Origin of the sequence: Mitsuaria chitosanitabida ATCC BAA-476 = NBRC 102408 (assembly GCF_001598255.1) — a bacterium.
GTDB lineage: Bacteria > Pseudomonadota > Gammaproteobacteria > Burkholderiales > Burkholderiaceae_C > Roseateles > Roseateles chitosanitabidus.
In genome coordinates this window covers 16469-42849 of sequence record NZ_BCYP01000020.1, presented here as the reverse complement: position 1 = coordinate 42849, position 26381 = coordinate 16469, and the positions used below count along the sequence as shown (strand labels likewise).

Below are 26381 nucleotides of genomic sequence, written 5' to 3'. Positions count from 1 at the left end.
TGTCGGCCCTGGTCGGAGATCCCTGACTTTTTTGCACAAATCGCAACGACAAGGGTCTTCATTCATTGCCTGAGGCGATGGAACGGTCCAACAATCGCCGGCCATGGATCGCCTCAAACAGATCGAGTCCTTCGTGCTGGTCGCCACCAAGGGCAGCCTGACCGCGGCGGCGCAGGCCGAGGGCGTCGCCCCGGCGGTGATGGGCCGGCGCCTCGACGCGCTGGAGGCGCGGCTGGGCGTGAAGCTGCTGCTGCGCACGACGCGCAAGCTCACGCTGACGCACGAGGGCAGCGCCTTCCTCGAGGACTGTCAGCGCCTGCTGGTGGAGTTCGCCAGCGCGGAGGCCAGCGTCAGCGCCGGCGGCATCCAGGCCAGCGGGCATCTGCGCATCACCGCGCCGGCGGGTTTCGGGCGGCGCCACGTCGCGCCGCTGGTGCCGGACTTCCTCGCGACGCACCCGGAGGTCAGCGTGTCGCTGAACCTCAGCGATCGGGTGGTCGACATCGTGAACGAGGGCTTCGACTGCGCGGTGCGCGTGGGGGATCTGAGCGACTCCAGCCTGATCAGCTCGCGGCTGGCCGACAACCGCCGGCTGTGCGTCGCCGCGCCGTCCTACCTGAAGCGGGCCGGAACGCCCAGGCATCCGTCGGAGCTGATGCGGCACGAGTGCCTGACGCTGAGTTCCGACGCCAGCCAGACGCGCGGCTGGGCCTTCCGCGTCGACGGCCAGGTGCAGCATCTGCGGCCCAGCGGCCGCCTCGATTGCAGCGATGGCCAGGTCTTGCACGACTGGTGCCGGCAGGGACTGGGGCTCGCGTGGCGCAGCACCTGGGAGGTCGCCGCGGCCATCGCCAAGGGCGAGCTGGTCAGCGTGCTGGACGACTTCGCCGCGCCGCCCAACGGCATCTTCGCGATGCTGCCGCAGCGCAAGCACCTGCCGCTGCGGGTGCGGCTCTGGATAGACTTTCTCAAGCAACACTACGGCAGCGCCGACTACTGGGCGCGCGCCTCCACCTGGGAGACCTCATGAAGCAAGAAGCCCTGCTCGCCGGCCTGCACCTCCTGGCGATCCTCAGCCTGGTCGTGTTCCTGTCGAGCCAGGCGGCGCTGTGCCGCATGGAATGGCTGAACGCCGCGGTGGTGCGGCGTCTCGCGCGGCTGGACGCGATCTACGGCGCGACCGCGGTGGCGGTGCTGCTGACCGGCATCGCGCGCACGGTGTGGGGCATGAAGGGCACGGACTGGTACTGGCACCAGCCGCTGCTGCATGTGAAGGTGACGCTGTTCGTGGTGATCGGGCTGATGTCGATCAAGCCGACGCTGACCTACCGCCGCTGGGTCAAGGCGCTCGATGCCGGCGCGGGCCTGCCCGCCGAGACCGAGGTCCGCGCCACGCGCCGCCTCGTGATGATCCAGGCGCACCTGCTGATGCTGATCCCGATCGCCGCGGTGATGCTCGCGCGCGGCGTCCTGACGACGTAGGAACGACAAGGCCCTCTCGCGAGGGCCTTGCTTCATCTCGTCGACGGACGTCGAGGCGGCGACGCGCGCCGCCCTCGCCGCTCAACTCACTTCGCCGACAGGCATTCCTTCATGAAGGCCTTGCGGGCATCGCCGGTCTTGCCCTTGGCATCGGCGTTGCAGGTCTTCATCTTGGTCTGCTGATCGGTCATCGCCGGGGCGGAGGCGGCGGCGGACTCGCCCTTCAGGCAGCTGCTCATGAAGGCCTTGCGCTCATCGCCCTTCTTGCCCTTGGCATCGGCGTTGCAGCTCTTCATGCGCTGCTGTTGCGCGGTCGGCTCCTTCTTGGCCTCGTCGGCGGCATGGGCGCCCACGGAAGCCAGGGCCAGCAGCGCGCCAGCGATCAGCGTCATCGTCGATTGCTTCATCACTCTCTCCTACAGGGGGTTGGGAACAGGACCTCGTGGCCAGTGGAGCACACCAACGGCAGGCTCTCAATCGCGGTTGACGGCTGTGGCGGATTTGGCTCACTGGAACAAGGGGACATGAATCGCGTGCCCCGCTGACTCGCATGCGCGAGTCGCCAACTCACATGATTCGGCGTGGATGAGCCAGCGCCTCATGGGCAAGGTGGAGTCGCCTGACCAGAACCTGGATGAAAGCCCGGTCGAAACGGTGTTGGCATTCAGGGCTCAACTGGCCCAGGGACTCCGGGGTGAAGGACACCGTCGTGCAAAGATCGGTCACCCGGATGTCGGTGCTGTGGCGACGCAGGTCGGGATTCGGCGCCAGGTAGGCCATCTCGCCGACCGAGGTCCCGGTCCCCAGGGTCGCCACCAGCGCGCCGTCCCGCCAGACCTCGACCTCGCCCTGCGTGATGATGTGGAAGGTGTTGCCCTCCTGGCCCTTCTTGAACAGCAGGTAGTCCAGCGGATAGCGGCGCCAGCGCGCGCGCCGCACCACCTCCCACAGCTCGACGTCGCCGAAGGCGGCGAAGAACTCCAGGCCGCGCAGCAGGTTGAAACGCTCCGAGTCCTTGACCTCGTTGAGCCGCGCCAGCGGCACCAGCTGCCGCGCGACCAGGTCCGACAGCGCCTGGCCGAAGGACTCCCAGTCCGGATAGCGCTCGTGCGGGTGCTTGGCCAGCGCGCGCAGGACGACGGCGTCGAGCTCGGCCGTGACGCCACCGCGCTGACCCAGCAGCGACTGCGGCGCCTGGTGGTAGATCTGATGCATCAGCGCCATCTGGTTGGGCGCGTCGAACGGGGGGCGGCCGCAGACCAGGTGGTAGAGCACCGCGCCCAGCGCGTAGATGTCGGCCTGCGCGCCGACGTCGCCGCCCTCGATCTGCTCGGGCGGCATGTAGGCCAGCGAGCCGACGCGATGCACCTGCGTCATGTCGGCGTTCAGGTTGAGCGCGCTGCCGAAGTCGCTGACCTTCACGTCGGTGACCTGCCCCTGGTTGTCCAGCACGGCCAGCAGGTTGGCGGGCTTGATGTCGCGGTGGACCACGCCCTGGCGGAACACGTAGGACAGCGCCATCGCGCACTTGAACCCGAGTTCGACGATCTGGTCCAGCGGCAGCAGCCGGTCGCTGCGGCAGAAGTGCTTGAGTGTCACGCCATGGACGTACTCCATGACGAGATACGGGAGGTCCCCGTCCTGCACCGCGTCCAGGATCTGGACGACGTTGGGATGCTGCAGCCGGCCGGCCAGCGCGGCCTCGGCGGCGAAGAAGCGGATGCTGAGGGTGTCCTCCTCGCCGCGGCCGCCGCCGGACCAGCTGCGCATGCGCTTGATCGCGACTTCCTGTCCCTTGAAGTCGTCCATCGCCAGGAAGACGTCGCTGGTCGCTCCCTCGCCCAGACGCCGCAGCACGCGGTATTTGCCGATCTGCTCCGGCAGGTCGGCCAGGCCGGCGAGGGTGGTGTCCTCGGGGAAGGCCGACAGGGGGGAATCGGTGGGGGGCGTCATCGGTGGGGCATCCTGCCCCAGGGGGATGACGCCCGCAAGAGGGCTCACGGTCTCTTACAGGGACGCGCCCCCTAAAATGCGGCCCCATGATCCAAGCCAAGCAGGAATTGCTCGCCGCCCTGGGGACCGTGCTCCAGTCGCTGAGCCACGAGGCCGTCGCCAGCGGCGCGATCGCCGCCGCCCCGGCCGCCGCGTTCGAGAACCCCAAGCAGGCCTCGCACGGCGACTACGCCTGCACGGCCGCGATGCAGCTGTCCAAGGCGCTGAAGAAGAACCCGCGCGAACTGGCGCAGACGCTGATCGCCCAGCTGCAGGCCCAGCCCGCCTTCGAGCGCTGGGTCGAGGCGCTGGAGATCGCCGGCCCCGGCTTCATCAACATCCGGCTCAAGCCGGCCGCCAGGCAGGCGGTGGTGAGCGAGGTGCAGGCCGCGACCGCGTCCTTCGGCCACCAGCCCGCGCGCGAGACCTCGGCCCTGGTGGAGTTCGTCTCCGCCAACCCGACCGGTCCGCTGCACGTCGGCCACGCGCGCCAGGCGGCGCTGGGCGACTCGCTGTGCCACCTGTTCGCGACGCAAGGCTGGAACGTCAAGCGCGAGTTCTATTACAACGACGCCGGCGTCCAGATCGGCACGCTGGCCCACAGCACGCAGCTGCGCATCAAGGGCTTCAAGCCGGGCGACGCGATCTGGCCGACGGATCCCGAGAATCCCGAGAGCAAGAAGTTCTACAACGGCGACTACATCCAGGACATCGCCGACGCGTTCATGCGCAAGGAGACGGTCAAGGCCGACGACCGCGAGTTCACCGGCTCCGGCGATCCGGACGACCTGGACTCGATCCGCCAGTTCGCCGTGGCCTTCCTGCGCCATGAGCAGGACCTGGACCTGCAAGCCTTCGGCCTGCGCTTCGACAACTACTTCCTCGAGTCCTCGCTGTACACCGGCGGGCAGGTCGAGGACGCGGTGTCGCGCATGATCGCCAACGGCAAGACCTACGAGGACGGCGGCGCGCTGTGGCTGCGCTCGACCGAGTACGGCGACGACAAGGACCGCGTGATGCGCAAGTCCGACGGCACGTACACCTACTTCGTTCCCGACGTCGCGTACCACGTCAACAAGTTCAAGCGCGGCTTCTCCAAGTGCATCAACATCCAGGGCACCGACCACCACGGCACGATCGCCCGGGTGCGCGGCGGCCTGCAGGCCACCGACGTCGGCATCCCGCAGGGCTTCCCCGACTACGTGCTGCACAAGATGGTCACGGTCATGAAGGGCGGCCAGGAGGTCAAGATCTCCAAGCGCGCCGGCAGCTACGTGACGCTGCGCGACCTGATCGACTGGACCAGCCGCGACGCGGTGCGCTTCTTCCTGATCAGCCGCAAGGCCGACACCGAATTCGTCTTCGACGTCGATCTGGCGCTCAAGGCCAACGACGAGAACCCGGTGTTCTACGTCCAGTACGCGCATGCGCGCATCTGCTCGGTGCTGCGCAAGGGCGCGGAGCAGGGGCACGACGAGGCCTCGCTGGTCGGCGCCGACCTGTCGCTGCTGACGGCCCCGACGGAATACGCGCTGATGCTCAAGCTCGCGGACTATCCGCGCATGCTGACCGCCGCCGCGCAAGACCTGGCCCCGCACGATGTCGCGTTCTACCTGCGCGATCTGGCGGGCGCGTTCCACAGCTACTATGGCGCCGAACGCGTGCTGGGCGACGACCCGGCCCTGACCCGCGCCCGGCTCACGCTGCTGGCGGCCACGCGTCAGGTGGTGCGCAACGCGTTGGCGGTCCTGGGCGTGTCGGCCCCGGACGTCATGGAACGTGACTCGCAGGAGCAGCAATGAGCAAGGAGAAGCAGCGCGGCGGATTCGCCATGGGCCTGATCGTGGGCCTGCTGCTGGGGCTGGGGATCGCCCTGGGCGTGGCGCTGTACGTGACGAAGGCGCCCGTGCCCTTCGTCAACAAGCTCCCGCAGCGGACCGCCGAGCAGGACGCGCAGGAAGCCGAGCGCAACAAGAACTGGGACCCGAACGCGCCGCTGGCCGGCCGCGCCGGCGCGAAGGCCGCGTCGGGCGTGGTGACGCCGGCCCCCGCGCCGACGACGCCCGCCCCCGCGGTGACCGCCGGCAACACGCCCGCGCCGGCCGTCGAGGGCCGCCCGGTCGAACGCCCCGCCCCCGTCCAGACCGCTCCGGCGACCAAGCCCGAGCAGAAGCCGGCGGACACCCGCCAGGCCGAGTCGAAGCCGGCCGAATCGCGCAACGCCGACGGCGCGCGCGCCGATGGCTCCAAGGGCAGCTTCTTCGTCCAGGCCGGCGCGTTCACGCGCATGGAGGACGCCGAGCAGCAGCGCGCCAAGCTGGCGATCCAGGGCTTCTCGGCCAAGGTGATGGAGCGCGAGCAGTCGGGTCGCACCGTCTTCCGCGTGCGCCTGGGCCCGTTCGACACCCGCGACGAGGCCGAGTCCCAGCAGAAGAAGCTGGCCGATGCCGGTGTCGAGGCCAACCTGGTCGCCATCCAGCGCTGAGCCCGGCGCGTTAATGCCGCTCTAAGTCTCCGTTTTTAGGATGGCCGCCGCCGCCGGGTGGCCCACCGCCCGGAACCAACAAGGAATCGAAATGAAGCGTCGCGAATTCACCGCCCTCACGGCCCTGTCGACCGCCGGTGCCGGCGCCCTGTCGCTGGCCTCGCTCCCCGCGCAGGCGCAAGGCGGGCCCACCGAGGGCCGCCAGTACGTCAAGCTGTCGACGCCGGTGCCGACCTCGGTGCCGGGCAAGATCGAGGTGATCGAGTTCTTCTGGTACGGCTGCCCGCACTGCTACGTGTTCGAGCCCACCATCGAGGCCTGGGCCAAGCAGCTGCCCGCCGACGTGGTCTACCGCAAGGTGCACGTGGCCTTCCGCGAGAACGTGAAGGTGCACCAGCGCCTGTTCTTCACGCTGGAGGCGATGGGCAAGGAAGCGCAGGTCCGCCCGGCCATCTTCAACGCGATCCATCGCGGCGGCCAGTCGCTGACCGACCCCAAGGCCATGGCCGCCTTCCTGGCGCCGCTGGGCGTGGACCAGGCCAAGTTCCTGGAGAACTACAACTCCTTCTCCGTGCAGGCCAAGTGCCAGCAGGCCGCGAAGCTGCAGGACCAGTACAACATCGACGGCGTCCCCACCGTGGCGATCGGTGGCCGCTTCATGACCTCCCCCGCCCAGGCCGGTTTCGGTCTGCGCGTGAGCGAGGAGGAACTGGGCCAGCGCTGCATCCTGGTCTCGAACTACCTGCTGGACCTGGCCCGCAAGAAGGCCTGATCGCGACGCGTGCCGCGCCTCGCGTCCGGCATCGCTCCCGAACGAAGCGCCCTGAGTGGGCGCTTTTTTCATGGGGCATCGCCGAGCTCTTCCTTCCCTTGGGGGAGGGACTTGCGGAAACGGGGGATCGAGGCTTAAAGTGATATCACCTTTTTTGGAGGAACGGTGATGAGCACCAAGGCGGTCACTCGCAAGGACGAGCACAACAACACCCCGCAGGAGCGCAGTGGCGGGCACATGAACGGCTATGCCACCTTCACCGTCGGCGTGGCGCTGGTGGGGCTGGCGATCTTCATGGCCATCTCCTCGCGCGGCGAGGCGGTCGGCCCCACCTGGGTCCTGACGCTGCTGGTCGGTCTGGTCCTGATGACCGGCCTCTACATCCAGCAACCCAACGAGGCGCGCGTGCTGACGCTGTTCGGCCGCTATGTCGGCACCGACCGCAACTCCGGCCTGCGCTGGACCGTGCCGCTGCTGATGGCCAAGCGCCGCATCTCGCTGCGGGCCCGCAACTTCGACGCGCCCACGCTCAAGGTCAACGACAAGCGCGGCAACCCGGTCGAGATCAGCGCCGCCATCGTCTGGCGCGTCGACGACACGGCCCGCGCCGTCTTCGAGGTCGAGAACTACGAGCAGTACGTGAGCATCCAGGCCGAGGCCTCGATCCGTCACCTGGCCTCGCAGTTCGCCTACGACGAGGGCGAGGACACCGAGGCGCGCGAGGTCACCCTGCGCGGTGGCGCCGACGAGGTGATCGCCGCCCTGACGGCCGAGCTGCGCGAGCGCTTCCGCCCGGCCGGCGTGTCGGTGGAGACCGCCATGCTGACCCACCTGGCCTACGCGCCGGAAATCGCCCAGGTGATGCTGCGCCGCCAGCAGGCGGAGGCCATCATCAGCGCCCGCAAGAAGATCGTGCACGGCGCGGTCAGCATGGTCGAGGAGGCGCTCAAGGGCCTGAGCGAACGCGAGATCGTCCAGCTCGACGACGAGCGCAAGGCCGCCATGGTGTCCAACCTGCTGGTGGTGCTGTGCTCCGACAAGGACACCCAGCCCATCGTCAACGCGGGCACGCTCTACAACTGAGGTCCGCCGCGCATGGCCAGCCCCGCCAAGAAGCAGTTTCCGCTCCGACTCGATCCCGCGCTGTGGGACGAGATCGAGCGCCTGGCCGCGCGCGAGCTGCGCTCCTCCAATGCCCAGATCGAGCTGCTGCTGCGGGAGGCGCTCAAGCGGCGCGGGATCAAGCCCGCGGAATCGCCGGCGCCGCGCCGCGGCCGGCCGCCCGGCGCGGTGGACGAGGATCCCACCCGGGAAGCCGGCGGCGAGACCGGCGCCGAGGACCCGGCCGGCGAGACGCGCCCGCCCGGCGAGGGCTCGGCGGCCTGAGCGTCCGGCCCCTGTCCCCGGCCTGTCCCCTGCCGACGCGGCGGGATCGCCCGCGGCGCCCGATGTCCGAACATGACGCGATTTGTCGTCGATCGGCGGCGATGCGTCGCCAAAGACCAGCATGCGGCGCGACACCGCGTCAAGCCTCAGACAGGGAAGCCGGTCACCGGACTTGTCCGGGGTCGCGATGCCATGCCCCCTCACTACACTCGATGGCTCCCAGCATTGAGGTGAATCCATGGCGTGGTTGATGCGCTGGCGGCCGGTGACCGTCGGCCCCGAGACGGCGGTAGCCCCTGACGAGCGCCTGTCCTGGCCGCAGACCGCGGCCCTCGGTGTGCAACACGTGATCGCGATGTTCGGCGCCACGGTGCTGGCGCCGCTGCTGATGGGCTTCGACCCCAACGTCGCGGTGCTGATGAGCGGCGTCGGCACGCTGCTGTTCTTCTTCCTGGTCGGCGGACGGGTCCCCAGCTACCTGGGCTCCAGCTTCGCCTTCATCGGTGTGGTCATCGCCGCGACCGGCTACGGCGGCAGCGGCCCCAATCCCCATCTGGCGGTGGCCCTGGGCGGCATCGTCGCCTGCGGCGTGCTGTACACGCTGATCGGGCTGGTCGTGTCGGCCTCGGGCAGCGGCTGGGTCGAGAAGCTGATGCCGCCGGTGGGCACCGGCGCGGTCGTCGCGGTGATCGGCCTGAACCTGGCCGCGGTCCCGATCAAGAACATGGCCCCCACGCCCTTCGACGCATGGATGCAGGGCGCGACCTTCGTCAGCGTCGCGCTGGTGGCGGTCTTCGCGCGCGGCATGCTGCAGCGGCTGCTGATCCTGGCCGGCCTGATCCAGGCCAGCCTGATCTACGCGCTGCTGACCAACGGCTTCGGGCTGGGCAAGCCCATCGACCTGTCGGGCGTGATCGCGGCGCCGTGGTTCGGCCTGCCGCATTTCCAGGCGCCGGTCTTCGAGGGTCAGGCCATGCTCATGATCGCGCCGGTGGCGCTGATCCTGGTGGCGGAGAACCTCGGCCACCTGAAGGCGGTCGGCGCGATGACCGGCCGGGACCTGTCGCCCTGGCTGGGCCGCGCCTTCATCGGCGACGGCCTGGCCACCATCGTGAGCGGGGCCAGCGGCGGCACCGGCGTGACCACCTACGCCGAGAACATCGGCGTGATGGCCGCCACCCGCATCTATTCGACGGCCGTGTTCGTGGTCGCGGCGCTGATGGCGCTGGTGCTGGGCTTCTCGCCCAAGTTCGGCGCGCTGATCCAGGCCATCCCGCTGGCGGTGATGGGCGGCGTCAGCATCGTGGTGTTCGGCCTGATCGCCGTGGCCGGCGCCCGCATCTGGGTCGACAACCGCGTCGACTTCCGCGACCCGCGCAACCTGATGGTGGCCGCGATCACGCTGGTGATCGGCACCGGTGACTACACGCTCAAGCTGGGGGCCTTCACGCTGGGAGGCATCGGGACCGCCACCTTCGGCGCCATCCTGTTGCAGGCGCTGCTCGCACGGGCCCGTCCCGAGCGCGACACCTCGGCGGTGAAGTAGTTCACCGAAGCGCGTCGCGGCGCGAAGTCGTGCACGCTTCACGCCGGCAACTCGTCCGCCCCTCAAGTAACAAGACGTACAACACGACATCAGGTTCGATGAGCATGGCAGGGGATCCGTACACGACAGGCAAGGACGAGGCAGCGCCGCAGGGCGCGGGCCGCGCGTGCGCCTGCGCGAGTCCCGGCGGCGCATCGCCGTCGCGGCGCTGTCGCGCGCCGCTGGCGGTGTTGCTGCTGGTCGTGGCGAGTGCCATGCCCTTGCTGACCGGCTGCGATCGCTCGCCGGCGGCGGACACGCCGACCGTGGAGGTGAGGGACCGCGCGCTGCAAGGCGAGCTCGAACAGCTCGAGCGCATCGGCACCGCGCATCCGCGCGAGCACGTGAAGGATCTGCTGGCGCTGGAGGCGCGCGCCGCGCCCGGCAGCGCCGAGCGGCTGGAAGCGCTCAGCCAGCGCGCCGCGCTGCTGGCGCAGGTGCGCGACCGGCCCGGTCACGAGGCCGCGGTGGAGGCGCTCAAGCAATGGCCCGAGTCCTCGCCGGTGCGCGCGCAGGTGCCGCTGGCGCTGATGCTGGCCAAGGCCCAGTGGCTCAAGGCCAACGGCGAGCTGGGCGCCGGCGTGCGCCTGCTGGCCGGCCTCTCCGACCTGGACCCGGCCAAGGCCGATCCGCGGCTGCTGTGGCGCGCCACCGCGCTGCTGGCCTACATGCAGGGCGACTACGGCGAGGTCGACGCGTCGGTCGAGAGCGGCCTGAAGGCGCTGGACCTGGCGCGATCGATGAACGCCAGCTGGCGCGCGGCCTCGGCGCAGGCGACGCTCGCCTTCAACTACTTCCGCAGCCAGCAGATCGACCATGCCAAGCGCACCGCGCAGGAGGGCCTGGCCGCGGCGCAGCAGGATCCGGATCCGGTGCTGATGTACTCGCTGCACACGATCCGGGGCATCGTCTACTCGCAGGACAGCGACGCCAAGGTCAGTCAGATGGCACGCGAGCAGGCGCTCCAATACGCGCGCGAGGCGCAGTCGCCGACGCTGCAGGCCCTGGCGCTGGGCAACCTGGCGGACTTCGAGCTGCGCAGCGGCAACTTCCCGCGCGCGCTGGCCTTGTCCGAGCAGAGCATGGCGCTCGCGCACGACAGCCAGGAGATCTCCACCGAGATCCTGGCGCGGCACAACATGGGCATCGCCAAGATCGGCATGCGCCGCCTGGACGAGGGCAAGCGCGACGTGCTGCAGGCCATCACCATGGACGCGCAGCGCGAGGCCGGCAGCTACACCGCCGATGCCTGGCTGGAGCTGGGCAGCTACCTGGAGCAGGTCGACGACCTGGCCGGCGCGACCGACGCCTTCCATCGCTCGCGCAAGCTCTTCGACCAGGTGCTGCGCGACGAGACGCGCAAGGCGGTGCTGGAGGCGCAGGCCCGCTTCGAGGACCAGCAGCGCCAGCGCGAGATCCGCCTGCTCAACCAGGACAACAGCCTCAAGACCGAGCAGATCCGCTCGCGCGACCTGCAGCTCAAGCTGTGGGCGGAAGTGGGGGGCTGCGTGCTGCTGTCGGGCGCCCTGCTGGCGCTGGCCTATCGCCGCATCCGCCGGACCAACGCGGCCCTGGCGCAGACCAACGAATCGCTGCGCGTGCAGAGCGAGCGCGACCCGCTGACCGGCCTGGCCAACCGCCGCCATTTCCAGCAGGCCATCGCGCAGCTCACCCGCGACCAGCAGGGGCTGCGCGGCAGCCTGTTCCTGATCGACATCGACCACTTCAAGCGCATCAACGACCAGTGGGGCCATGCGGCCGGCGACACCGTGCTGGTGGAAGTCGCGCGGCGCCTGCGCAGCGTGCTGCGCGAGCAGGACCTGGTGGTGCGCTGGGGCGGCGAGGAATTCCTGATCCTGGTGAAGTCCGAGGATCCGGAGGACGCGCGCCAGCTCGGCCAGCGGCTGCTGGATCAGATGGGCGGCGCGCCGGTCGACCACGGCCCGCTGCGCATCCCGATCAGCGCGTCCATCGGCTTCGCCAGCTTCCCGATGGCGCCGCAGGACCTGCTGCTCGAATGGGAACGGGCGATCGATCTGGTGGACACGGTGATGTACATGGCGAAGGCCCACGGCCGCAACAAGGCCTACGGCGTGGCGGCGATGGCGGCGCGCGACCGCGACCAGCTGCTGGCGCTGGCGGCCCGCATCGAGTCGGCCTGGCATCAGGGCCAGGTGCAGCTGGTCAGCCTGCTCGGTCCGGTGCAGGAGGGGCGCGCATGACGCGATCGGTCCCGATGCGGCGATCGACGTCCGCGCGCGCGCGGGTGGCGGGGCTCGGACTGGCGTTCGGCGTCATGTTCGGCTCGATGCTGGGCGTCTGCGAGGCCGCGGTGCCGCGGCCGGTGCATCCGGACGCGTCGACGCCCGCCCCCTCGGCGCCGGCGCCGGCCGCGGCGATCGCACCGGCCCCGACGGGCGCGTCGACCGCGCCGGCCGGCGTGCTGCCCTTGCCCGATCACGCGCTGGACGCGCAGCTGGCCCAGCTCGATCGACAGGGCCTGAACGATCCGGACCGCGCGGCGCAGCAACTGCGCCTGCTGTTGGCCGAGCCCGCGCATGCGGCGCAGCGCGCGCACGTCGAGTACACCTTGGGCCGGGTGGAGTCCTCCGCCGGTCACCCCGACGCGGTCCAGCGCATCGCCGACGCCCTGCAGGCGCGGCCCGGCGGGCGCCCGCTGGCGCTGATGCTGCTGGCCGAGCAACAGGACCGGCTCGGTCAGACCGGCCGCGCCGGCGGCCTGGCGCAGCAGGCGCTGCAGATGCTGTCGCCCGCCTGCCCGCCGCCACAGGGTCAGTCCTTGCCCCCGGGCTGCGACGCGCGCGTCACGGTGCAGGCCCTGCGCCTGGTGGCGCGGGCCGAGGGCGCGCGCGGGGAGTACGCCTTCGTCGAGAACTCGCTGCGGCGCGCGCTGGCGCTGGCCCAGGCGCTGCAGGACACCAACCTGAGCGGCTGGTTGATGGCGCAGCTGGCCGTCAACAGCCAGACGCGCGACGAGTCCGCGGCGGCGCAGCAGTGGATGTCGCAGTCCTGGCAACTGGCGCAGGGCGACGTGCTGGCGATGAGCCGCGCGCGCATGTACGAATCGATGGTCGCCTCGCGGCGCGGCGATCGCGCGCTGCAGCAGACGGCGCTGGAGGAGGCGCTGCGGCTGGCGCGTCAGGCGGGCGCGCGTCGCGACGTGGCGCAGATGCAGAACAACCTGACCGACGCCTACATCCACACCGACCAGGCCGCCGCCGCGGTGCGGGTCGCGCGGGAGGCGCTGCCGGTCCTGCAGTCCTACAACGACCAGACGGGCGAGCGCACGCTGCGCCACAACCTGTCGGTGGCGCTGGTGCTGCAGCGTCAGTTCGAGCCGGCGCGGCGCGAGATCGCGCGGGTCGTGGAGCTGGCGCAGGGCGACAACGATCCGGTGCGGCGCGCGGTGCAACTGCGCGAGCTGGGCGAGGCTTATGCCAAGGTCGGCCAGTGGCGCGAGGCGCTGAGGCTGTATCACGAGGAGCGCGCGCTCAGCGCCGCCACCGCGCAGCGCAACCGCGAGTCCTCGCTGCAGCAGCTGCGCCTGAAGTACGACAGCGAGGCCAAGCAACGCGACCTCGAGCTGCTGCGGCGCGATCAGGCGCTCAAGGACCAGGAGCTGTCCAACCGCAGCCTGGCGCAGTACGTGGGTGTCGGGCTGGCGGTGCTGCTCGGGCTGTCGCTGGTGCTGATCGGCGTGATGCTGGCGCGGGTGCGGGAGGCCAATCGCAAGCTCAAGGCCAACCAGAGCCTGTTGCGCGCGCAGAGCGAGCGCGATCCGCTCACCGACCTGGCCAATCGCCGCCACTTCCTGGCCGTGATGGACCGTCATGCGAAGGACATGTTCACCGGCGCGCTGCTGATGATCGACATCGATCACTTCAAGCACGTCAACGACCGGCACGGCCACGCGGCCGGCGACGCGGTGATCGTCGAGGTCTCGCGTCGCATCAGCCAGGCGGTGCGGCAAGAGGACCTGGTGGTGCGCTGGGGGGGGGAGGAGTTCCTCGTCTTCGCGCGCAACGTCGCGCCGGACCAGCTGCAGCTGCTGGCCGAGCGCATCCTGTTCAGCGTCGGCCAGGAGCCGGTGCCGACCGCGGGCGGCGCGCTGGCGGTGACCTGCTCGATCGGCTTCGCGCATTTCCCGCTGCCGCCGGCGCAGCTCGCGCTGCACTGGGAGCAGGCGGTCAACTGGGCCGACATGGCGCTGTACACGGCCAAGTCGCAAGGCCGCAACCGCGCGCGTGGCATCGTCACCGTCGAGGCGGGCGACGCGCAGGCGCTCATCCAGATCGAGGCCGACTTCGACGCGGCGTGCAGCTCCGAGCGCGTGCAGCTGCAGACCATCCTCGGGCCGGTGCAGCCAGACGCCTGAACGAGCGGCTGACTGCGGTCCTCACCCCCTCCCGTCAGATGAGGCATCTCGGGGGAGCCCGAAGACCCTCACCCCAACCCTCTCCCGCAAGCGGGAGAGGGAGAAGAAGGAGAGGGAGAAGAAGGAGAGGGAGAAGAAGGAGAGGGAGAAGAAGGAGAGGGAGTCCATGGCGCGGGGTGACTCCCTCGCCCGCTTGCGGGAGAGGGTTGGGGTGAGGGTCTTCGCGCTCGCCGCATGGGGCAACCCCCCGCTTGGCGACCCCGCATCGCGGCTCCCATACTGGGGCATCACAACGAGGAGACGCCCCATGAGCCTGAACCGCCGCGCGTTGCTCGCGCTGTCCTCCGTCGCCTGCTGGCCGGGTCTGGTCCGCGCGCAGTCCACCTGGCCGGCGCGGCCGCTGCGGATCATCGTGCCCTTCCCGCCGGCGGGGACGACCGACATCCTCGCGCGCGCGCTGGCGCCGGAGCTGCAGAAGGCGCTCGGCCAGCCGGTGGTGATCGACAACCGGCCCGGCGCTGGCGGCAACACGGGCTCGGCCGACGTGGCGCATGCCACCGACGGCCACACGCTGGTGATGGGCACGGTCGGCACCCACGCGATCAACGCGTCGCTCTATCCCAGGATGCCCTACGACCCGGTGAAGGACTTCGCCCCGGTCTCGCTCGTGGCGGCGGTGCCCAACGTGCTGGTCATGAATCCCCAGCGAGCGCAGTACTACGGGGTCAACAGCGTCGCCGACCTCGTGCGCGCGGCCAAGGCCAACCCCGGCAAGATGAACATGAGCTCCAGCGGCAACGGCACGTCCATCCACCTGGCCGGGGAGCTCTTCAAGACGCTGACGGGGACCTACATGGTCCACTTCCCCTACCGCGGCTCGGGCCCGGCGCTCATCGACCTGATGGGCGGCAACATGGACCTGATGTTCGACAACCTGCCCTCGGCGCTGCCGCACATCCGCTCCGGCAAGCTCAAGGCCATCGCCGTCACCAGCGCCAAGCGCAGCGAGGCGCTGCCGGATCTGCCCACCATCGCCGAAAGCGGCGTCCCGGAGCTCAGGACCTACGAGGCCTCGTCGTGGTTCGGTCTGCTGGCGCCGAGCACGCAGCCGGCGGACCAGGTGGCGCTGCTGCAGCGCGAGGTGGCCAAGGCGCTGGCCACGCCGGTCCTGAAGGAGCGCCTGGCCGCGCAGGGCGCGGTGCCGGGGGGCGGCACCAGCGCCGCCTTCGCCGCGCTCATCGCGAGCGAGACGGCCAAGTGGGCGAAGGTGGTGAAGGCCTCGGGGGCGAAGGTCGACTGACCGTGGCAAGACCTGACCCCGAGCGGCGCCGGGCGGCGTCCGCCGGGGGCGGATCGATCCGCGCGGTCAGATCTTGAAGTCGTAATCGATGGTCAGCGGCGCGTGGTCGCTGAAGCGCTGGTCGAGGTAGATCGCCTCGCGCGTGGCCAGGTGGGCCATGCCGGGCGTGGCGAGGTGGTAGTCCAGGCGCCAGCCCACGTTCTTCGCCCAGGCCTGGCCGCGGTTGCTCCACCAGGTGTACTGCTCGGGCTTGTCGTTGAGCGTGCGGAACACGTCGACCAGGCCGACATCCTGCTCCAGCAGCCTGGTCATCCAGGCGCGCTCCTCCGGCAGGAAGCCGCTGTTCTTCTGGTTGCCCTTCCAGTTCTTGAGGTCGATCTCCTTGTGGGCGATGTTGACGTCGGCCACCAGGATGAACTCGCGCTCGGCGCGCAGCGCCATCAGGTAGGGGTACATCTCCGCCAGGAAGCGGAACTTGGCGGCCTGGCGCTCCTCGCCGCTGGAGCCGCTGGGGAAGTAGCAGCTGATCAGGCTGAGCTTGCGGCCGGGCTTGTCGAAGCGCTTCTCGATCCAGCGGCCTTCATGGTCGAACTCGGCGCTGCCGAAGCCGACGATCACGTCGCTGGGGTCTTCCTTCGTGTACAGGCCGACGCCGGAGTAGCCCTTCTTCTGCGCGTAATGGAAGTGGCCGCTGAGCGTGTCGTAGCCGGAGAACTGGCTCTCGACCACGTCGGCCTGGGCCTTCAGTTCCTGGACGCCGACCACGTCGGCCTGCTGCGGCGGCAGCCAGTCGAAGACGCCCTTGGTCGAGGCGGAGCGGATGCCGTTGAGATTGAGGGTGATGAAGCGCATGGCCGGACGGTTCCTGAGAGGCCGGCAGTATCGCAAAGCCGGTCGCCGAACCTGGCAGGAGGGCTCGCCGTCCGGGCGCGTCCCGCGGCGCCGCGCCGATGCGCCGTGCCGGCCCTAACGCCGTCTTGATGCCCCATCAACGGGTGTCCCCTGCGCCAGCGTCGCCCATCCGGGCGAGGGTCGCCGGGTTGCGGTGTTTCGACAACAGTTCATGCACCGCGATGGTGCCTGGGGTGACGGCGTGATGACGAAGTTGCCAGAATCGCGCTCACGCGCCGACAGGCGCCCCTCTTTTTGCCATCTTCGAACCGGCCGTTTCCACCCGTTTCGCGCTTTTGCCCCGCCGTGTCGAAGCCGGCCCCCCGGTTTCCATCTACCCCCCCGGAGTTCCATCCATGAATCGATTCGCCACCCAGCGCGCCGTCCGTCCGGCGCTGCGCGAGGCCGCCGCGGCCGTGTCGCTGGCCCTGCTCGCCTGGCCCGCCTTCGCGCAGGACGCCGCCGCGCCGGCCGCCGACGCCGCCAAGGACAAGGGCCAGCTGGAGACGGTGACCATCACCGCCGAGCGCCGTGTCGAGAACATCAAGGAAGTGCCGAACGCGGTCACCAAGATCTCCGGCGAGAAGCTCGACGTGCTGAACTCCAGCGGCCAGGACGTGCGTTTCCTGTCCGGCCGCGTGCCCAGCCTGAACATCGAATCCTCGTTCGGCCGCGCCTTCCCCCGCTTCTACATCCGCGGCTACGGCAACACCGACTTCCGCCTGAACGCCTCGCAGCCGGTGTCGCTGGTCTATGACGACGTCGTGCAGGAGAACCCCATCCTGAAGGGCTTCCCCGCGTTCGACCTGGCCGCCATCGAAGTCGTGGCCGGTCCGCAGGGCACGCTGTACGGCCGCAACACGCCGGCCGGCGTGGTGAAGTTCGACTCGGTGAAGCCGTCGCATCGCCAGGAGGGCTACTTCAACATCTCCTACGGCACCTACGGCACGATGAATGTCGAAGGCGCCGCCAACGTGCCGCTGACCGGCGACTGGTCGGCGCGCATCTCGGCCCAGGTCCAGCACCGCGACAACTGGGTCAAGAACGAAGTCCCGGCCGGCAAGACCGGCAACCTCGAGGGCTACGACGACCGCGCCGTGCGCGTGCAGGCCCTGTACGAGCCGCACAAGGACTTCAGCGCCCTGTTCAACTTCCACGGCCGTGACCTGAAGGGCAGCGCCCGTCTGTTCCGCGCCTCGATCATCAAGCCGGGCACCAACAACCTGGTCGACGGCTTCGATCCCGAGAAGGCCTACACCGACGGCGTGAACGAGCAGAGCCTGCACGCCACCGGTGGCAGCGCCCGTCTGCGCTGGGGCCTGGGCGACATCAACCTGTACTCGATCACCGGTTTCGAGTCGGTGCGTCCGTTCAGCCGCGGCGACGTGGACGGCGGCTACATCTATGGCCAGAAGCGCCCCTACCTGCAGGAAGGCCTGGCCGGCTTCCCGAGCGAGTCCTCCAGCTCGATGACCGGCCACCGCCAGATCACGCAGGAGTTCCGCGTCGAGTCCGCCACGGCCGGTCCGCTGCGCTGGCAAGGCGGCCTGTACCTCTTCGACGAGCGCTACACCGCCCGCAGCACCGACTACACGACCTCGACCGGCGCGGCCGCCGGCTACGTCGACACGTACCAGAAGAACACCGCGTGGGCGGCGTTCGGCTCCGTCAACTACGCGGTGACCAAGGACTGGGGCCTGCGTGGCGGTATCCGCTTCACGAAGGACAAGAAGGACGTGGCCGTCACCAGCAGCTACGCCGACCTGAACACCAGCACCGGCACCACGGCGCACACCTCCGATTCCAAGTGGAACTGGGACGTGTCGACCACCTATGCGGTGACCAAGGACACGAACGTGTACGCCCGCGTGGCGACCGGCTTCCGTGCCTCGTCGGTGCAGGGCGCGTCGCGCTTCGCGGGCCAGTCGCAGGCCTCGCCGGAAAACGTGACCTCCTATGAGATCGGCGTGAAGTCGGACTTCTGGGATCGTCGCGCGCGTCTGTCGGCCAGCGTCTTCGACTACACCGTCAAGGACCTGCAGCTGACCGCCGTGGGTGGCCAGAACAACGCCAACCGTCTGCTGAACGCCAAGAAGGCCACCGGCAACGGCGTCGAGCTGAACCTGGAGATCCTGCCGGTCGATCAACTCCTGATCACCGTCGGCGGCAGCCTGAACAACACCAAGATCCGCGACGCCAGCCTGTCGCTGCCCGCCTGCGGCGGCGGCTGCACGATGCTGGATCCGCTGGTCGCGGGTTCGACCACCAACTACAGCATCGACGGCAACAGCCTGCCGAACGCGCCGAAGTGGGTGGGCAACCTGACCGCGCGCTACTCGATCCCGACCCCGGCCGGCAACGAGTTCTACATCTACACCGACTGGGCCTACCGTTCGAAGGTCAACTTCTTCCTGTACCAGTCGACCGAGTTCACCGGCAAGTCGCTGACCGAAGGCGGCCTGCGCGTGGGCTACGTGTGGAACAACGGCAAGTACGAGGTCGCCGGCTTCGTCCGCAACATCACGAACCAGATCCGCGTCACCGGCGCGATCGACTTCAACAACCTGACGGGCTTCATCAACGACCCGCGCACCTACGGCGTCCAGTTCAAGGCGATCTTCTGATCGTCCGCGGCGAGAGCCGCTGCTGGAACGGCGGCCCACGGGCCGTCGCGCGCAAGGCCTGCTCCGGCGACGGGGCAGGCCTTTTTCCTTGGCCTCGCGCGAGGGCAGGCGCCGGCCCCGGCGGGGCGCGGGGGATGTTCAGGCGATCGGCAGATCGCCCAGCGCGCGGCTGAGCTCGTCGTGCAGCGCCCGCACCGGCGCGACCTCGGGATGCTCGGCCGCCTGGCCCGACTCGCTCACGAAGCGGCAGGCGGCGAAGGCCTGGGCGCGGCGGTCGTAGTCGTCGGTCCAGGCGCGGCGGTCGGCCAGGCGCTCGGGCTTGATCGGCCACACGCCGGGCCGCGGCGCGATGTGACGGGCGATGCCCATGCGCCAGGGCTTGCCGGTCACCCGGGCACGGAAGCAGCGCTGCGACAGCGAGATCCGCCGATACAGGGGATCCGCGCCCAGCACGGCCATCGCGGCCTGCGCCTCGGGATCGGCGGGATCGAAGGGCCGGTGCGTGACCAGCAAGCGGTAGCCGGCGGGCGTCTCGTAGAGCCGCACGCGCCAGTCGTCGTGGGTGCGCAGGAAACCGTCCACGCGCTCGCGGGTGCGCAGGCGCGGGGTCGGGTCGTGCTTGCGGTTGAGGCTGTCGATCTTGGCGCGCACGTAGGCCGCCAGGACCAGCGAGATCAGGAACGCGCCGATGTGCCAGCCCAGGCCGCGGCCCCAGATCGCCAGCTGCAGGCCCACGACCACGGCGAGGAAGATGCCGCCGGACACGCGGGCGGGCAGTGTCGACTCGGGCACGTCCACGTCGATGAACAGCGCGGACGGCGCGTTCAGGCAATGCGCGCCGTAGGCATTGCGCGTGACCACGCAGTCGCCGTGGCGGGCCAGGATCTCCTCGCGGATCGGCAGGCCCTCCTCGCCGTAGGCGGTCTTCAGGTCGCGCGGCGGCACCTGCTCGCCCGCCAGCGCCCGGGCGAGCGCCTCGGCCGCGCGTTCGTCGGCGTGACGCTGCGCGTCGTCCGGGTCGAGATCGGACCAGCCGAAACGGCGGATCGTCCGCTGGCGCCCGCCGGCGCGATGGTGGGCGCGGCCCTCGGCCCAGTAGGCGGGCACCTGCATGTCGATTCCTTCCTCGGGATCCGGCGTCGTGGAGGCCGCACCATACCGGATTGCGGCGACATCGCGACGAGGGAACGCCGCCTCGCGCGGCACCCCGCGTCCTACAATCCCGGCCCAATTTCACTGTCGAGCCCCGCCCATGACCACCGCCCACGCCCAGGACGCCCTGGCCCAGGAATTCGTCCAGTTCGCCGTCGACGCGGGGGTGCTGCGCTTCGGTGAGTTCAAGACCAAGGCGGGCCGGCTCAGCCCCTATTTCTTCAATGCCGGCCTGTTCGACGACGGCCTGAAGGTGGGGCGCCTGGCGCAGTTCTACGCGCAGCGCCTGCTGGCCTCGGGCCTGGAGTTCGACATGATCTTCGGCCCCGCCTACAAGGGCATCACGCTGGCCGCGGCCGTCGCCATCGAGCTGGCGCGCCTGGGCCACAACAAGCCCTTCGCCTACAACCGCAAGGAAGCCAAGGACCACGGCGAGGGCGGCACGCTGGTCGGCGCCAAGGTGCAGGGCCGGGTGTTGATCATCGACGACGTGATCTCGGCCGGCACCTCGGTGCGCGAGTCCATCGCCATGATCCAGGCCGCCGGCGCCACGCCCTGCGGCGTGACCATCGCGCTGGACCGCCAGGAGAAGGCGGCCGAGAACGGCCAGGATCTGCCCTGGTCGGCAGTACAGTACGTGCGTGACCAGTTGAAACTGCCGGTGGTCGCGATCGCGGGTCTGTCCGACCTGCTGCAGTACCTGCAGACCACCAGCAGTGCCTCGGTGGCCGCCCATGCGGCCGCCGTCCACGCCTACCGCGATCGCTACGGAGTCTGATGCGCCCCTCCGCTTCTCGACGTCTGCTGTCCCGCCCGGCCGTGCTCGCGATGAGCCTGGCCGGTGTCCTGTCGGCGTGGCTCGCGCCGTCGGCCTCCTTCGCGCAGGCCAAGGCGCAGCAATCGTCCTCCGGCATCTACACCTGCACCTCGCCGGACGGGCGCAAGCTCACGTCCGACCGTCCCATCCCCGAGTGCCAGCAACGCGAGCAGCGGCTGCTGAACTCCGACGGTTCGGTGCGCAAGATGGTGCCGCCGTCGATGTCGCCCGAGGAGCAGGCCGCCGCCGACCAGCGGCGCCGCGCCGAGGAGCTGCAGCGCGCCATCCAGCAGGACGCCATCCGGCGCGACCGCAACCTGGTGCAGCGCTTCCCCGACGAGTCGGCGCACAAGCGCGCCCGCGAGTCGGCGCTGGACGACATCCGTCAGGCGATGGAGCAGTCGGAGAAGCGGCTCAAGGAACTCGCGGCCGAGCGCAAGCCGATGCTGGACGAGGCCGAGTTCTACAAGGGCAAGCGGCTGCCGGTGAAGCTGCAGCACCAGCTCGAGACCAACGAGGCCGCGGCCGACGCGCAGCAGCAGTCGATCGAGAACCAGAAGGCCGAGATCGTCCGCGTGAACAAGCTCTACGACGAGGACCTGGCACGCCTGCGGCGCCTGTGGGCCGGCGCCGCGCCGGGCACGCTGGAGCGGCCGCAGCCGCCCGCCAGCGGCCGGTGAGAGATCGCTGAGCGTCGGCTGAGCGGTCGTTCGGTCCCGCGATCGGGGCCCCATCGTCGGCATCAAATGAAAACGCGGGTGGATCGCTCCACCCGCGTTCTGCTTTTCAGGCGAGGCGCCGTGACGACGGCCCCTCGCGCGATCAGGCGCCGAGCTTCTTCTTCAGCAGCTCGTTGACGGTGGCCGGATTGGCCTTGCCCTTGGCCGCCTTCATCGCCTGACCGACCAGCGCGTTGAAGGCCTTCTCCTTGCCGGCGCGGAACTCCTCGACCGACTTGGCGTTGGCCGCCAGCACCTCGTCGAGGATGCGCTCGATCTCGCCGGTGTCGTTGGACTGCTTCAGGTCCTTGGCCGCGATGATCGCGTCGACATCGCTGCCCTCGCCGGTCCACAGCGCCTCGAACACCTGCTTGGCCGAGTTGTTGTTGATCGAGCCGTCCTGGATGCGCTGGATCAGCGTGGCCAGCAGCGCCGGGGTCACCGGGGCGGACTCGATGCCGCGTTCCTCGCTGTTGAGTCGGCGCGAGACCTCGCCCATCAGCCAGTTGGCGACCAGCTTCGGCGCGCCGCACAGCGCGCGCGCGGCCTCGTAGAAGCGCGCCATCGCCAGCGACTGGGTCATCATCGTCGCGTCATACGCGGGCAGGCCGTCGGCCTCCTGGAAGCGAGTGGCCATCACGGTCGGCAGCTCGGGCATCTCGCCGCGCACGCGCTCGACCCAGTCGGCCGAGATCATCAGCGGCGGCAGGTCCGGATCCGGGAAGTAGCGGTAATCGGCCGCGTCCTCCTTGGTCCGCATCGAGCGCGTCTCGCCCGTGTCCGGGTTGTAGAGCACCGTCGCCTGCTGGATCTCCAGACCGTCCTCGATCTGGTCGATCTGCCAGTTCACCTCGTAGTTCACCGCGTCGACCAGGTAGCGGAAGCTGTTGAGGTTCTTGATCTCGCGGCGCGTGCCGAAGGGCTCACCAGGCTTGCGCACCGAGACGTTGACGTCGCAGCGGAAGGAGCCTTCCTGCATGTTGCCGTCGCAGATGCCCAGCCACATCACCAGCGCGTGCAGCGTCTTGGCGTACTCCACGGCCTCGGCGCCGGAGCGCATTTCGGGCTCGGAGACGATCTCCAGCAGCGGCGTGCCGGCGCGGTTCAGGTCGATGCCCGACTGGCCGTGATAGTCCTCGTGCAGGCTCTTGCCGGCGTCCTCTTCCAGGTGGGCGCGGGTCAGCTTGACGACCTTCTTCTCGTCGCCGACGAAGAACTCGATCTGGCCGCCCTGCACGACCGGGATCTCGTACTGGCTGATCTGGTAGCCCTTGGGCAGGTCGGGATAGAAGTAGTTCTTGCGCGCGAAGATGGACAGCGGGGCGACCTTGGCGCCGACCGACAGGCCGAAGCGGATCGCGCGCTCGACGGCGCCGCGGTTGAGCACCGGCAGCGTGCCCGGCAGCGCCAGGTCCACCGCGCTGGCCTGCGTGTTGGGTTCGGCGCCGAAGGCGGTCGAGGAGCCGCTGAAGATCTTCGAGGCGGTCGAGAGTTGGACGTGGTTCTCCAGGCCGATGACGACCTCGTAGCCCCGCACCAGTTTGCTGTTCTTGCTCATGACGTTCACACCCCCGCCGGACGCTGGCGATGCCAGTCCGTGGCCTGCTGCAGCGCGTGCGCGGCGTGCAGCAGCGTGCCTTCCTTGAAATAGTTGCCCAGCAGCTGCAGGCCCACCGGCATGCCGCCCTCGCCCGGGCCCACCGGCACGCTCATGCCGGGCAGGCCGGCCAGGGACCCTGGGAGCGTGAAGATGTCGGCCAGGTAGGCCTTGACCGGATCGTCCGCGCCCTCGCCCTGCTTCCACGCGACCGTCGGCGCCACCGGGCCGGCGATCAGGTCGCAGTGCTGGAACGCTTGCTGGAAATCGTCCGCGATCATGCGGCGCAGCTTCTGCGCCTGCAGGTAATACGCGTCGTAGTAGCCGTGCGAGAGCACGTAGCTGCCGATCATGATCCGGCGCTTGACCTCGGCGCCGAAGCCTTCGGCGCGGGTCTTCTCGTACATGTCGAGCAGGTTGCCGTAGTCCTTGGCGCGGTGCCCGAACTTCACGCCGTCGAAGCGCGAGAGGTTGGAGCTCGCCTCGGCCGGGGCAATGATGTAGTAGACCGGGATCGCCAGCTCGGTGCGGGGCAGCGAGACGTCGACCAGGGTCGCGCCCAGCTTCTCCAGCTCCGCCAGACCCGCGCGCACGGCGCCGTTCACGTCGGCGGACAGCGCGGCGGGGAAGAACTCCTTGGGCAGGCCGATGCGCAGCCCCTTGAGCGGCTGCGCGGCGCTCGCGCCTTCGCGCGTGGCCAGCATCTGGGCGTTGAAGTCCTGCGGGGGCTGCTGGACGCTGGTGGCGTCGCGCTCGTCGAAGCCGCTCATCGCGGACAGCAGCAGCGCGCAGTCCTCGGCCGTGCGGGCGAAGACGCCGGCCTGGTCCAGGCTGGACGCGAAGGCGATCATCCCGTAGCGCGAGCACACGCCGTAGGTCGGCTTGATGCCGGTGATGCCGGTGAAGCTGGCCGGTTGGCGGATCGAGCCGCCGGTGTCGGTGCCGGTGGTCGCCGGGACCAGACCCGCCGCGACCGCGACGGCCGAGCCGCCCGAGGAGCCGCCCGGCACGCGCGTGCGGTCCCACGGGTTCAGCGCCTTGAAGTAGGCGCTGTTCTCGTTGGCCGAGCCCATCGCGAACTCGTCGCAGTTGAGCTTGCCCAGCGACACGGTGCCGGCGGCGTTGAGCCGGTCCACCACCGTGGCGTCGAAGGGGCTCATGTAACCCTCGAGCATCTTGGAGCCGGCCGTGGTCGGCATGTCGCGGGTGACGAAGATGTCCTTGTGAGCGAGCGGGACGCCGGTCAGCGCGCCGGCCTCGCCACGGGCGATGCGGGCGTCGGCCTCCTGGGCGCGGGCCAGGGCGTAGGCCTCGTCGACATGCAGGAAGGCCCCCAGATCCTTCGCCGCGGCAACACGCGAAAGCAGATGTTGCGTCAGTTCGGTGCTGGAGACGGTCTTGTCGCGCAGCGCGCGGCCGAGCTCGGCCACGCCGAGCGTGTGCAGGGGCGAAGTCATTCGATCACTTTCGGGACGAGGAACAGGCCGTCCTGCACGGACGGGGCGCTGCGTTGGTTGAGGTCGCGCTGGTCGGTCTCGGTGACGCGGTCCTCGCGCAGGCGCAAGGCCACTTCCTGCACCGCCGACAGAGGCGTGTAGAGCGGATCCACGCCACTGGTGTCGACCGCGCTCATCTGCTCGACGATCGAGAAGAAGCCGTTGAGCTGCGGGAGCAGGGCGGCCTGCTCGTCGCTGGAAAGTTCCAGCCGGGACAGTTTGGCGATGCGGAGGACGTCGTCGTGGGTGAGGGCCATAAGCTTCGTTGGATGCAGGGGCGCGCCTACCGTTCCGGACACACGATGAATCGCGGAAGAACGGCTTGGCGAGGGGCCAAACCTGGGGGTGATCAGTTATTATCCCCGCTTATCTCCATGGCGCCGGGGCTGCTTCTGCAGCCTCGTCGTTTATGGCAAGGAATCTCGCTCGCGCGGACATCGCCGGTCCGCGCGGTTACCCGTCGCAAGCCCTCGAATCGCAGCCGCCCGGACAGAACGCAGACGAAGCCGCCTGATGCCGCTGAATGCCGCCGATTGATGTCGGTCGCGCTTGCTTCGGCGACGCATGAGGTGGCACAGGTGCCGAAGCTTTTTGTCCTGGCCTCCAACACCCATGCTCGCCTCTCTGCGCCGCTACTTCTCCACCGACCTCGCCATCGACCTGGGCACCGCCAACACGCTGATCTATGTCCGCGGCAAGGGCGTCGTGCTGGATGAACCCTCCGTCGTCGCCATCCGCCATGAAGGCGGCCCCAACGGCAAGAAGACCATCCAGGCCGTCGGCCACGAGGCCAAGGCCATGCTGGGCAAGGTGCCCGGCAACATCGAGGCGATCCGCCCGATGAAGGACGGCGTGATCGCCGACTTCGTGGTGACGGAGCAGATGATCAAGCAGTTCATCAAGATGGTGCACGACACCAAGCTGCTGCGTCCGTCTCCCCGCATCATCATCTGCGTCCCCTGCGGCTCCACGCAGGTCGAGAAGCGCGCCATCCGTGACGCCGCCCTGGGCGCCGGCGCCTCCGAGGTCTATCTGATCGAGGAACCGATGGCCGCCGCGATCGGCGCGGGCCTCCCGGTGTCCGAAGCCTCGGGCTCGATGGTCATCGACATCGGCGGCGGCACGACGGAAGTCGGCGTGATCTCGCTGGGCGGCATGGTCTACAAGGGCTCGGTCCGCGTCGGCGGCGACAAGTTCGACGAGGCCATCATCAACTACATCCGCCGCAACTACGGCATGTTGATCGGCGAGCCCACCGCGGAATCCATCAAGAAGAACATCGGCTCGGCCTTCCCCGGCTCCGAGGTCAAGGAGATGGAAGTCAAGGGCCGCAACCTGAGCGAAGGCGTGCCGCGCAGCTTCACGATCTCGAGCAACGAGATCCTGGAAGCGCTCACCGACCCGCTGAACCAGATCGTCTCGGCCGTGAAGAACGCGCTGGAACAGACCCCGCCCGAGCTGGGCGCCGACATCGCCGAGCGCGGCATGATGCTGACCGGCGGCGGCGCGCTGCTGCGCGATCTGGATCGGCTGCTGGCCGAGGAAACCGGCCTGCCGGTGCTGGTCGCGGAAGATCCGCTGACCTGCGTCGTGCGTGGCTGCGGCATGGCCCTGGAACGCATGGAACGCCTCGGATCGATCTTCACGAACGAGTAAATCGATGCGGCCTTCGGGCCGCTTTGCGTTG

Annotated in this window: 22 protein-coding genes; 15 read left to right on the top strand and 7 right to left on the bottom strand. The window is 69.5% G+C overall.

Annotation, left to right across the window (positions count from 1 at the left end; genetic code table 11):
- The first annotated feature begins 103 nt into the window (after positions 1–103).
- Together MCHT01_RS13660 and MCHT01_RS13655 are read left to right on the top strand one after the other, a co-directional pair.
- A complete protein-coding gene (locus MCHT01_RS13660) occupies positions 104–1030 on the top strand; it encodes a LysR family transcriptional regulator (RefSeq protein WP_067065902.1) in 927 nt (308 codons plus the stop codon).
- Entirely contained in the window at positions 1027–1482 is a 456-nt protein-coding gene (locus MCHT01_RS13655) for a DUF2214 family protein (protein ID WP_067065901.1), read from the top strand. Before MCHT01_RS13660 ends, MCHT01_RS13655 begins: the two co-directional genes overlap by 4 nt.
- A gap of 86 nt (positions 1483–1568) precedes the next feature.
- On the opposite strand, the gene MCHT01_RS13650 is transcribed toward MCHT01_RS13655, so the two are convergent.
- Together MCHT01_RS13650 and MCHT01_RS13645 are read right to left on the bottom strand one after the other, a co-directional pair.
- Positions 1569–1889, bottom strand: a complete 321-nt coding sequence (locus MCHT01_RS13650; protein ID WP_067065900.1) for a PsiF family protein — start codon at positions 1887–1889, stop codon at positions 1569–1571.
- Positions 1890–2049: 160 nt separating this feature from the next.
- Positions 2050–3435 carry a serine/threonine-protein kinase gene (locus tag MCHT01_RS13645; RefSeq protein WP_084452593.1) on the bottom strand — a complete coding sequence of 462 codons (1386 nt, stop codon included), beginning with the start codon at positions 3433–3435 and terminating at the stop codon, positions 2050–2052.
- A gap of 86 nt (positions 3436–3521) precedes the next feature.
- On the opposite strand from MCHT01_RS13645, the gene argS reads away from it, so the two are divergent.
- The 9 genes from argS (at position 3522) to MCHT01_RS13595 (ending at position 15398) form a co-directional block, all read left to right on the top strand.
- Complete coding sequence (gene argS, locus MCHT01_RS13640; RefSeq protein ID WP_067065899.1) at positions 3522–5276, top strand: arginine--tRNA ligase; 1755 nt, start codon at positions 3522–3524, stop codon at positions 5274–5276.
- On the top strand, positions 5273–5959 hold the full coding sequence (locus MCHT01_RS13635; RefSeq protein ID WP_067065898.1) for an SPOR domain-containing protein: 687 nt from the start codon (positions 5273–5275) through the stop codon (positions 5957–5959). Before argS ends, MCHT01_RS13635 begins: the two co-directional genes overlap by 4 nt.
- Before the next feature lie 91 nt (positions 5960–6050).
- A complete protein-coding gene (locus MCHT01_RS13630; protein WP_067065897.1) occupies positions 6051–6731 on the top strand; it encodes a thiol:disulfide interchange protein DsbA/DsbL in 681 nt (226 codons plus the stop codon).
- A 168-nt stretch (positions 6732–6899) separates the two neighbouring features.
- On the top strand, positions 6900–7814 hold the full coding sequence (locus MCHT01_RS13625) for an SPFH domain-containing protein (protein WP_067065896.1): 915 nt from the start codon (positions 6900–6902) through the stop codon (positions 7812–7814).
- Positions 7815–7826: 12 nt separating this feature from the next.
- Positions 7827–8117 (top strand): type II toxin-antitoxin system antitoxin, encoded by a 291-nt coding sequence (locus tag MCHT01_RS13620; RefSeq protein ID WP_084452591.1) that lies wholly within the window; start codon positions 7827–7829, stop codon positions 8115–8117.
- 238 nt (positions 8118–8355) lie between these two features.
- Entirely contained in the window at positions 8356–9663 is a 1308-nt protein-coding gene (locus MCHT01_RS13615; RefSeq protein WP_067065895.1) for a solute carrier family 23 protein, read from the top strand.
- Positions 9664–9761: 98 nt separating this feature from the next.
- Positions 9762–11924, top strand: coding sequence for a GGDEF domain-containing protein (locus MCHT01_RS13610; protein ID WP_067065894.1), 2163 nt, complete (start codon positions 9762–9764; stop codon positions 11922–11924).
- Positions 11921–14098 (top strand): GGDEF domain-containing protein, encoded by a 2178-nt coding sequence (locus MCHT01_RS13605; RefSeq protein WP_067065893.1) that lies wholly within the window; start codon positions 11921–11923, stop codon positions 14096–14098. Before MCHT01_RS13610 ends, MCHT01_RS13605 begins: the two co-directional genes overlap by 4 nt.
- Before the next feature lie 307 nt (positions 14099–14405).
- A complete protein-coding gene (locus tag MCHT01_RS13595) occupies positions 14406–15398 on the top strand; it encodes a Bug family tripartite tricarboxylate transporter substrate binding protein (RefSeq protein ID WP_067065891.1) in 993 nt (330 codons plus the stop codon).
- A 66-nt stretch (positions 15399–15464) separates the two neighbouring features.
- On the opposite strand, the gene MCHT01_RS13590 is transcribed toward MCHT01_RS13595, so the two are convergent.
- Positions 15465–16250 (bottom strand): exodeoxyribonuclease III, encoded by a 786-nt coding sequence (locus MCHT01_RS13590; protein WP_067065890.1) that lies wholly within the window; start codon positions 16248–16250, stop codon positions 15465–15467.
- A 395-nt stretch (positions 16251–16645) separates the two neighbouring features.
- Here MCHT01_RS13590 and MCHT01_RS13585 point away from each other — a divergent pair, with 395 nt between their 5' ends.
- Positions 16646–18913 (top strand): TonB-dependent receptor, encoded by a 2268-nt coding sequence (locus tag MCHT01_RS13585; protein ID WP_067065889.1) that lies wholly within the window; start codon positions 16646–16648, stop codon positions 18911–18913.
- Positions 18914–19051: 138 nt separating this feature from the next.
- Here MCHT01_RS13585 and MCHT01_RS13580 read toward each other — a convergent pair whose 3' ends face one another.
- Positions 19052–20026, bottom strand: coding sequence for a hypothetical protein (locus MCHT01_RS13580; protein WP_067065888.1), 975 nt, complete (start codon positions 20024–20026; stop codon positions 19052–19054).
- Between the two features lie 139 nt (positions 20027–20165).
- On the opposite strand from MCHT01_RS13580, the gene pyrE reads away from it, so the two are divergent.
- Both pyrE and MCHT01_RS13570 read left to right on the top strand, forming a co-directional pair.
- Complete coding sequence (gene pyrE, locus MCHT01_RS13575; protein ID WP_067065887.1) at positions 20166–20843, top strand: orotate phosphoribosyltransferase; 678 nt, start codon at positions 20166–20168, stop codon at positions 20841–20843.
- Positions 20843–21562 (top strand): hypothetical protein, encoded by a 720-nt coding sequence (locus MCHT01_RS13570; RefSeq protein ID WP_245643285.1) that lies wholly within the window; start codon positions 20843–20845, stop codon positions 21560–21562. The genes pyrE and MCHT01_RS13570 overlap by 1 nt, the downstream gene beginning before the upstream one ends.
- Positions 21563–21704: 142 nt before the next feature.
- Here MCHT01_RS13570 and gatB read toward each other — a convergent pair whose 3' ends face one another.
- From gatB to gatC, 3 genes are read right to left on the bottom strand one after another with little or no spacing between them, the layout of a single operon-like run.
- On the bottom strand, positions 21705–23159 hold the full coding sequence (gatB, locus tag MCHT01_RS13565; protein WP_067065974.1) for an Asp-tRNA(Asn)/Glu-tRNA(Gln) amidotransferase subunit GatB: 1455 nt from the start codon (positions 23157–23159) through the stop codon (positions 21705–21707).
- A 5-nt stretch (positions 23160–23164) separates the two neighbouring features.
- Entirely contained in the window at positions 23165–24655 is a 1491-nt protein-coding gene (gatA, locus tag MCHT01_RS13560; RefSeq protein ID WP_067065885.1) for an Asp-tRNA(Asn)/Glu-tRNA(Gln) amidotransferase subunit GatA, read from the bottom strand.
- Complete coding sequence (gene gatC / locus MCHT01_RS13555) at positions 24652–24951, bottom strand: Asp-tRNA(Asn)/Glu-tRNA(Gln) amidotransferase subunit GatC (RefSeq protein ID WP_067065884.1); 300 nt, start codon at positions 24949–24951, stop codon at positions 24652–24654. Before gatC ends, gatA begins: the two co-directional genes overlap by 4 nt.
- 355 nt (positions 24952–25306) lie before the next feature.
- Here gatC and MCHT01_RS13550 point away from each other — a divergent pair, with 355 nt between their 5' ends.
- Positions 25307–26350 carry a rod shape-determining protein gene (locus tag MCHT01_RS13550; RefSeq protein ID WP_067065883.1) on the top strand — a complete coding sequence of 348 codons (1044 nt, stop codon included), beginning with the start codon at positions 25307–25309 and terminating at the stop codon, positions 26348–26350.
- The last annotated feature ends 31 nt before the right edge of the window (positions 26351–26381 follow it).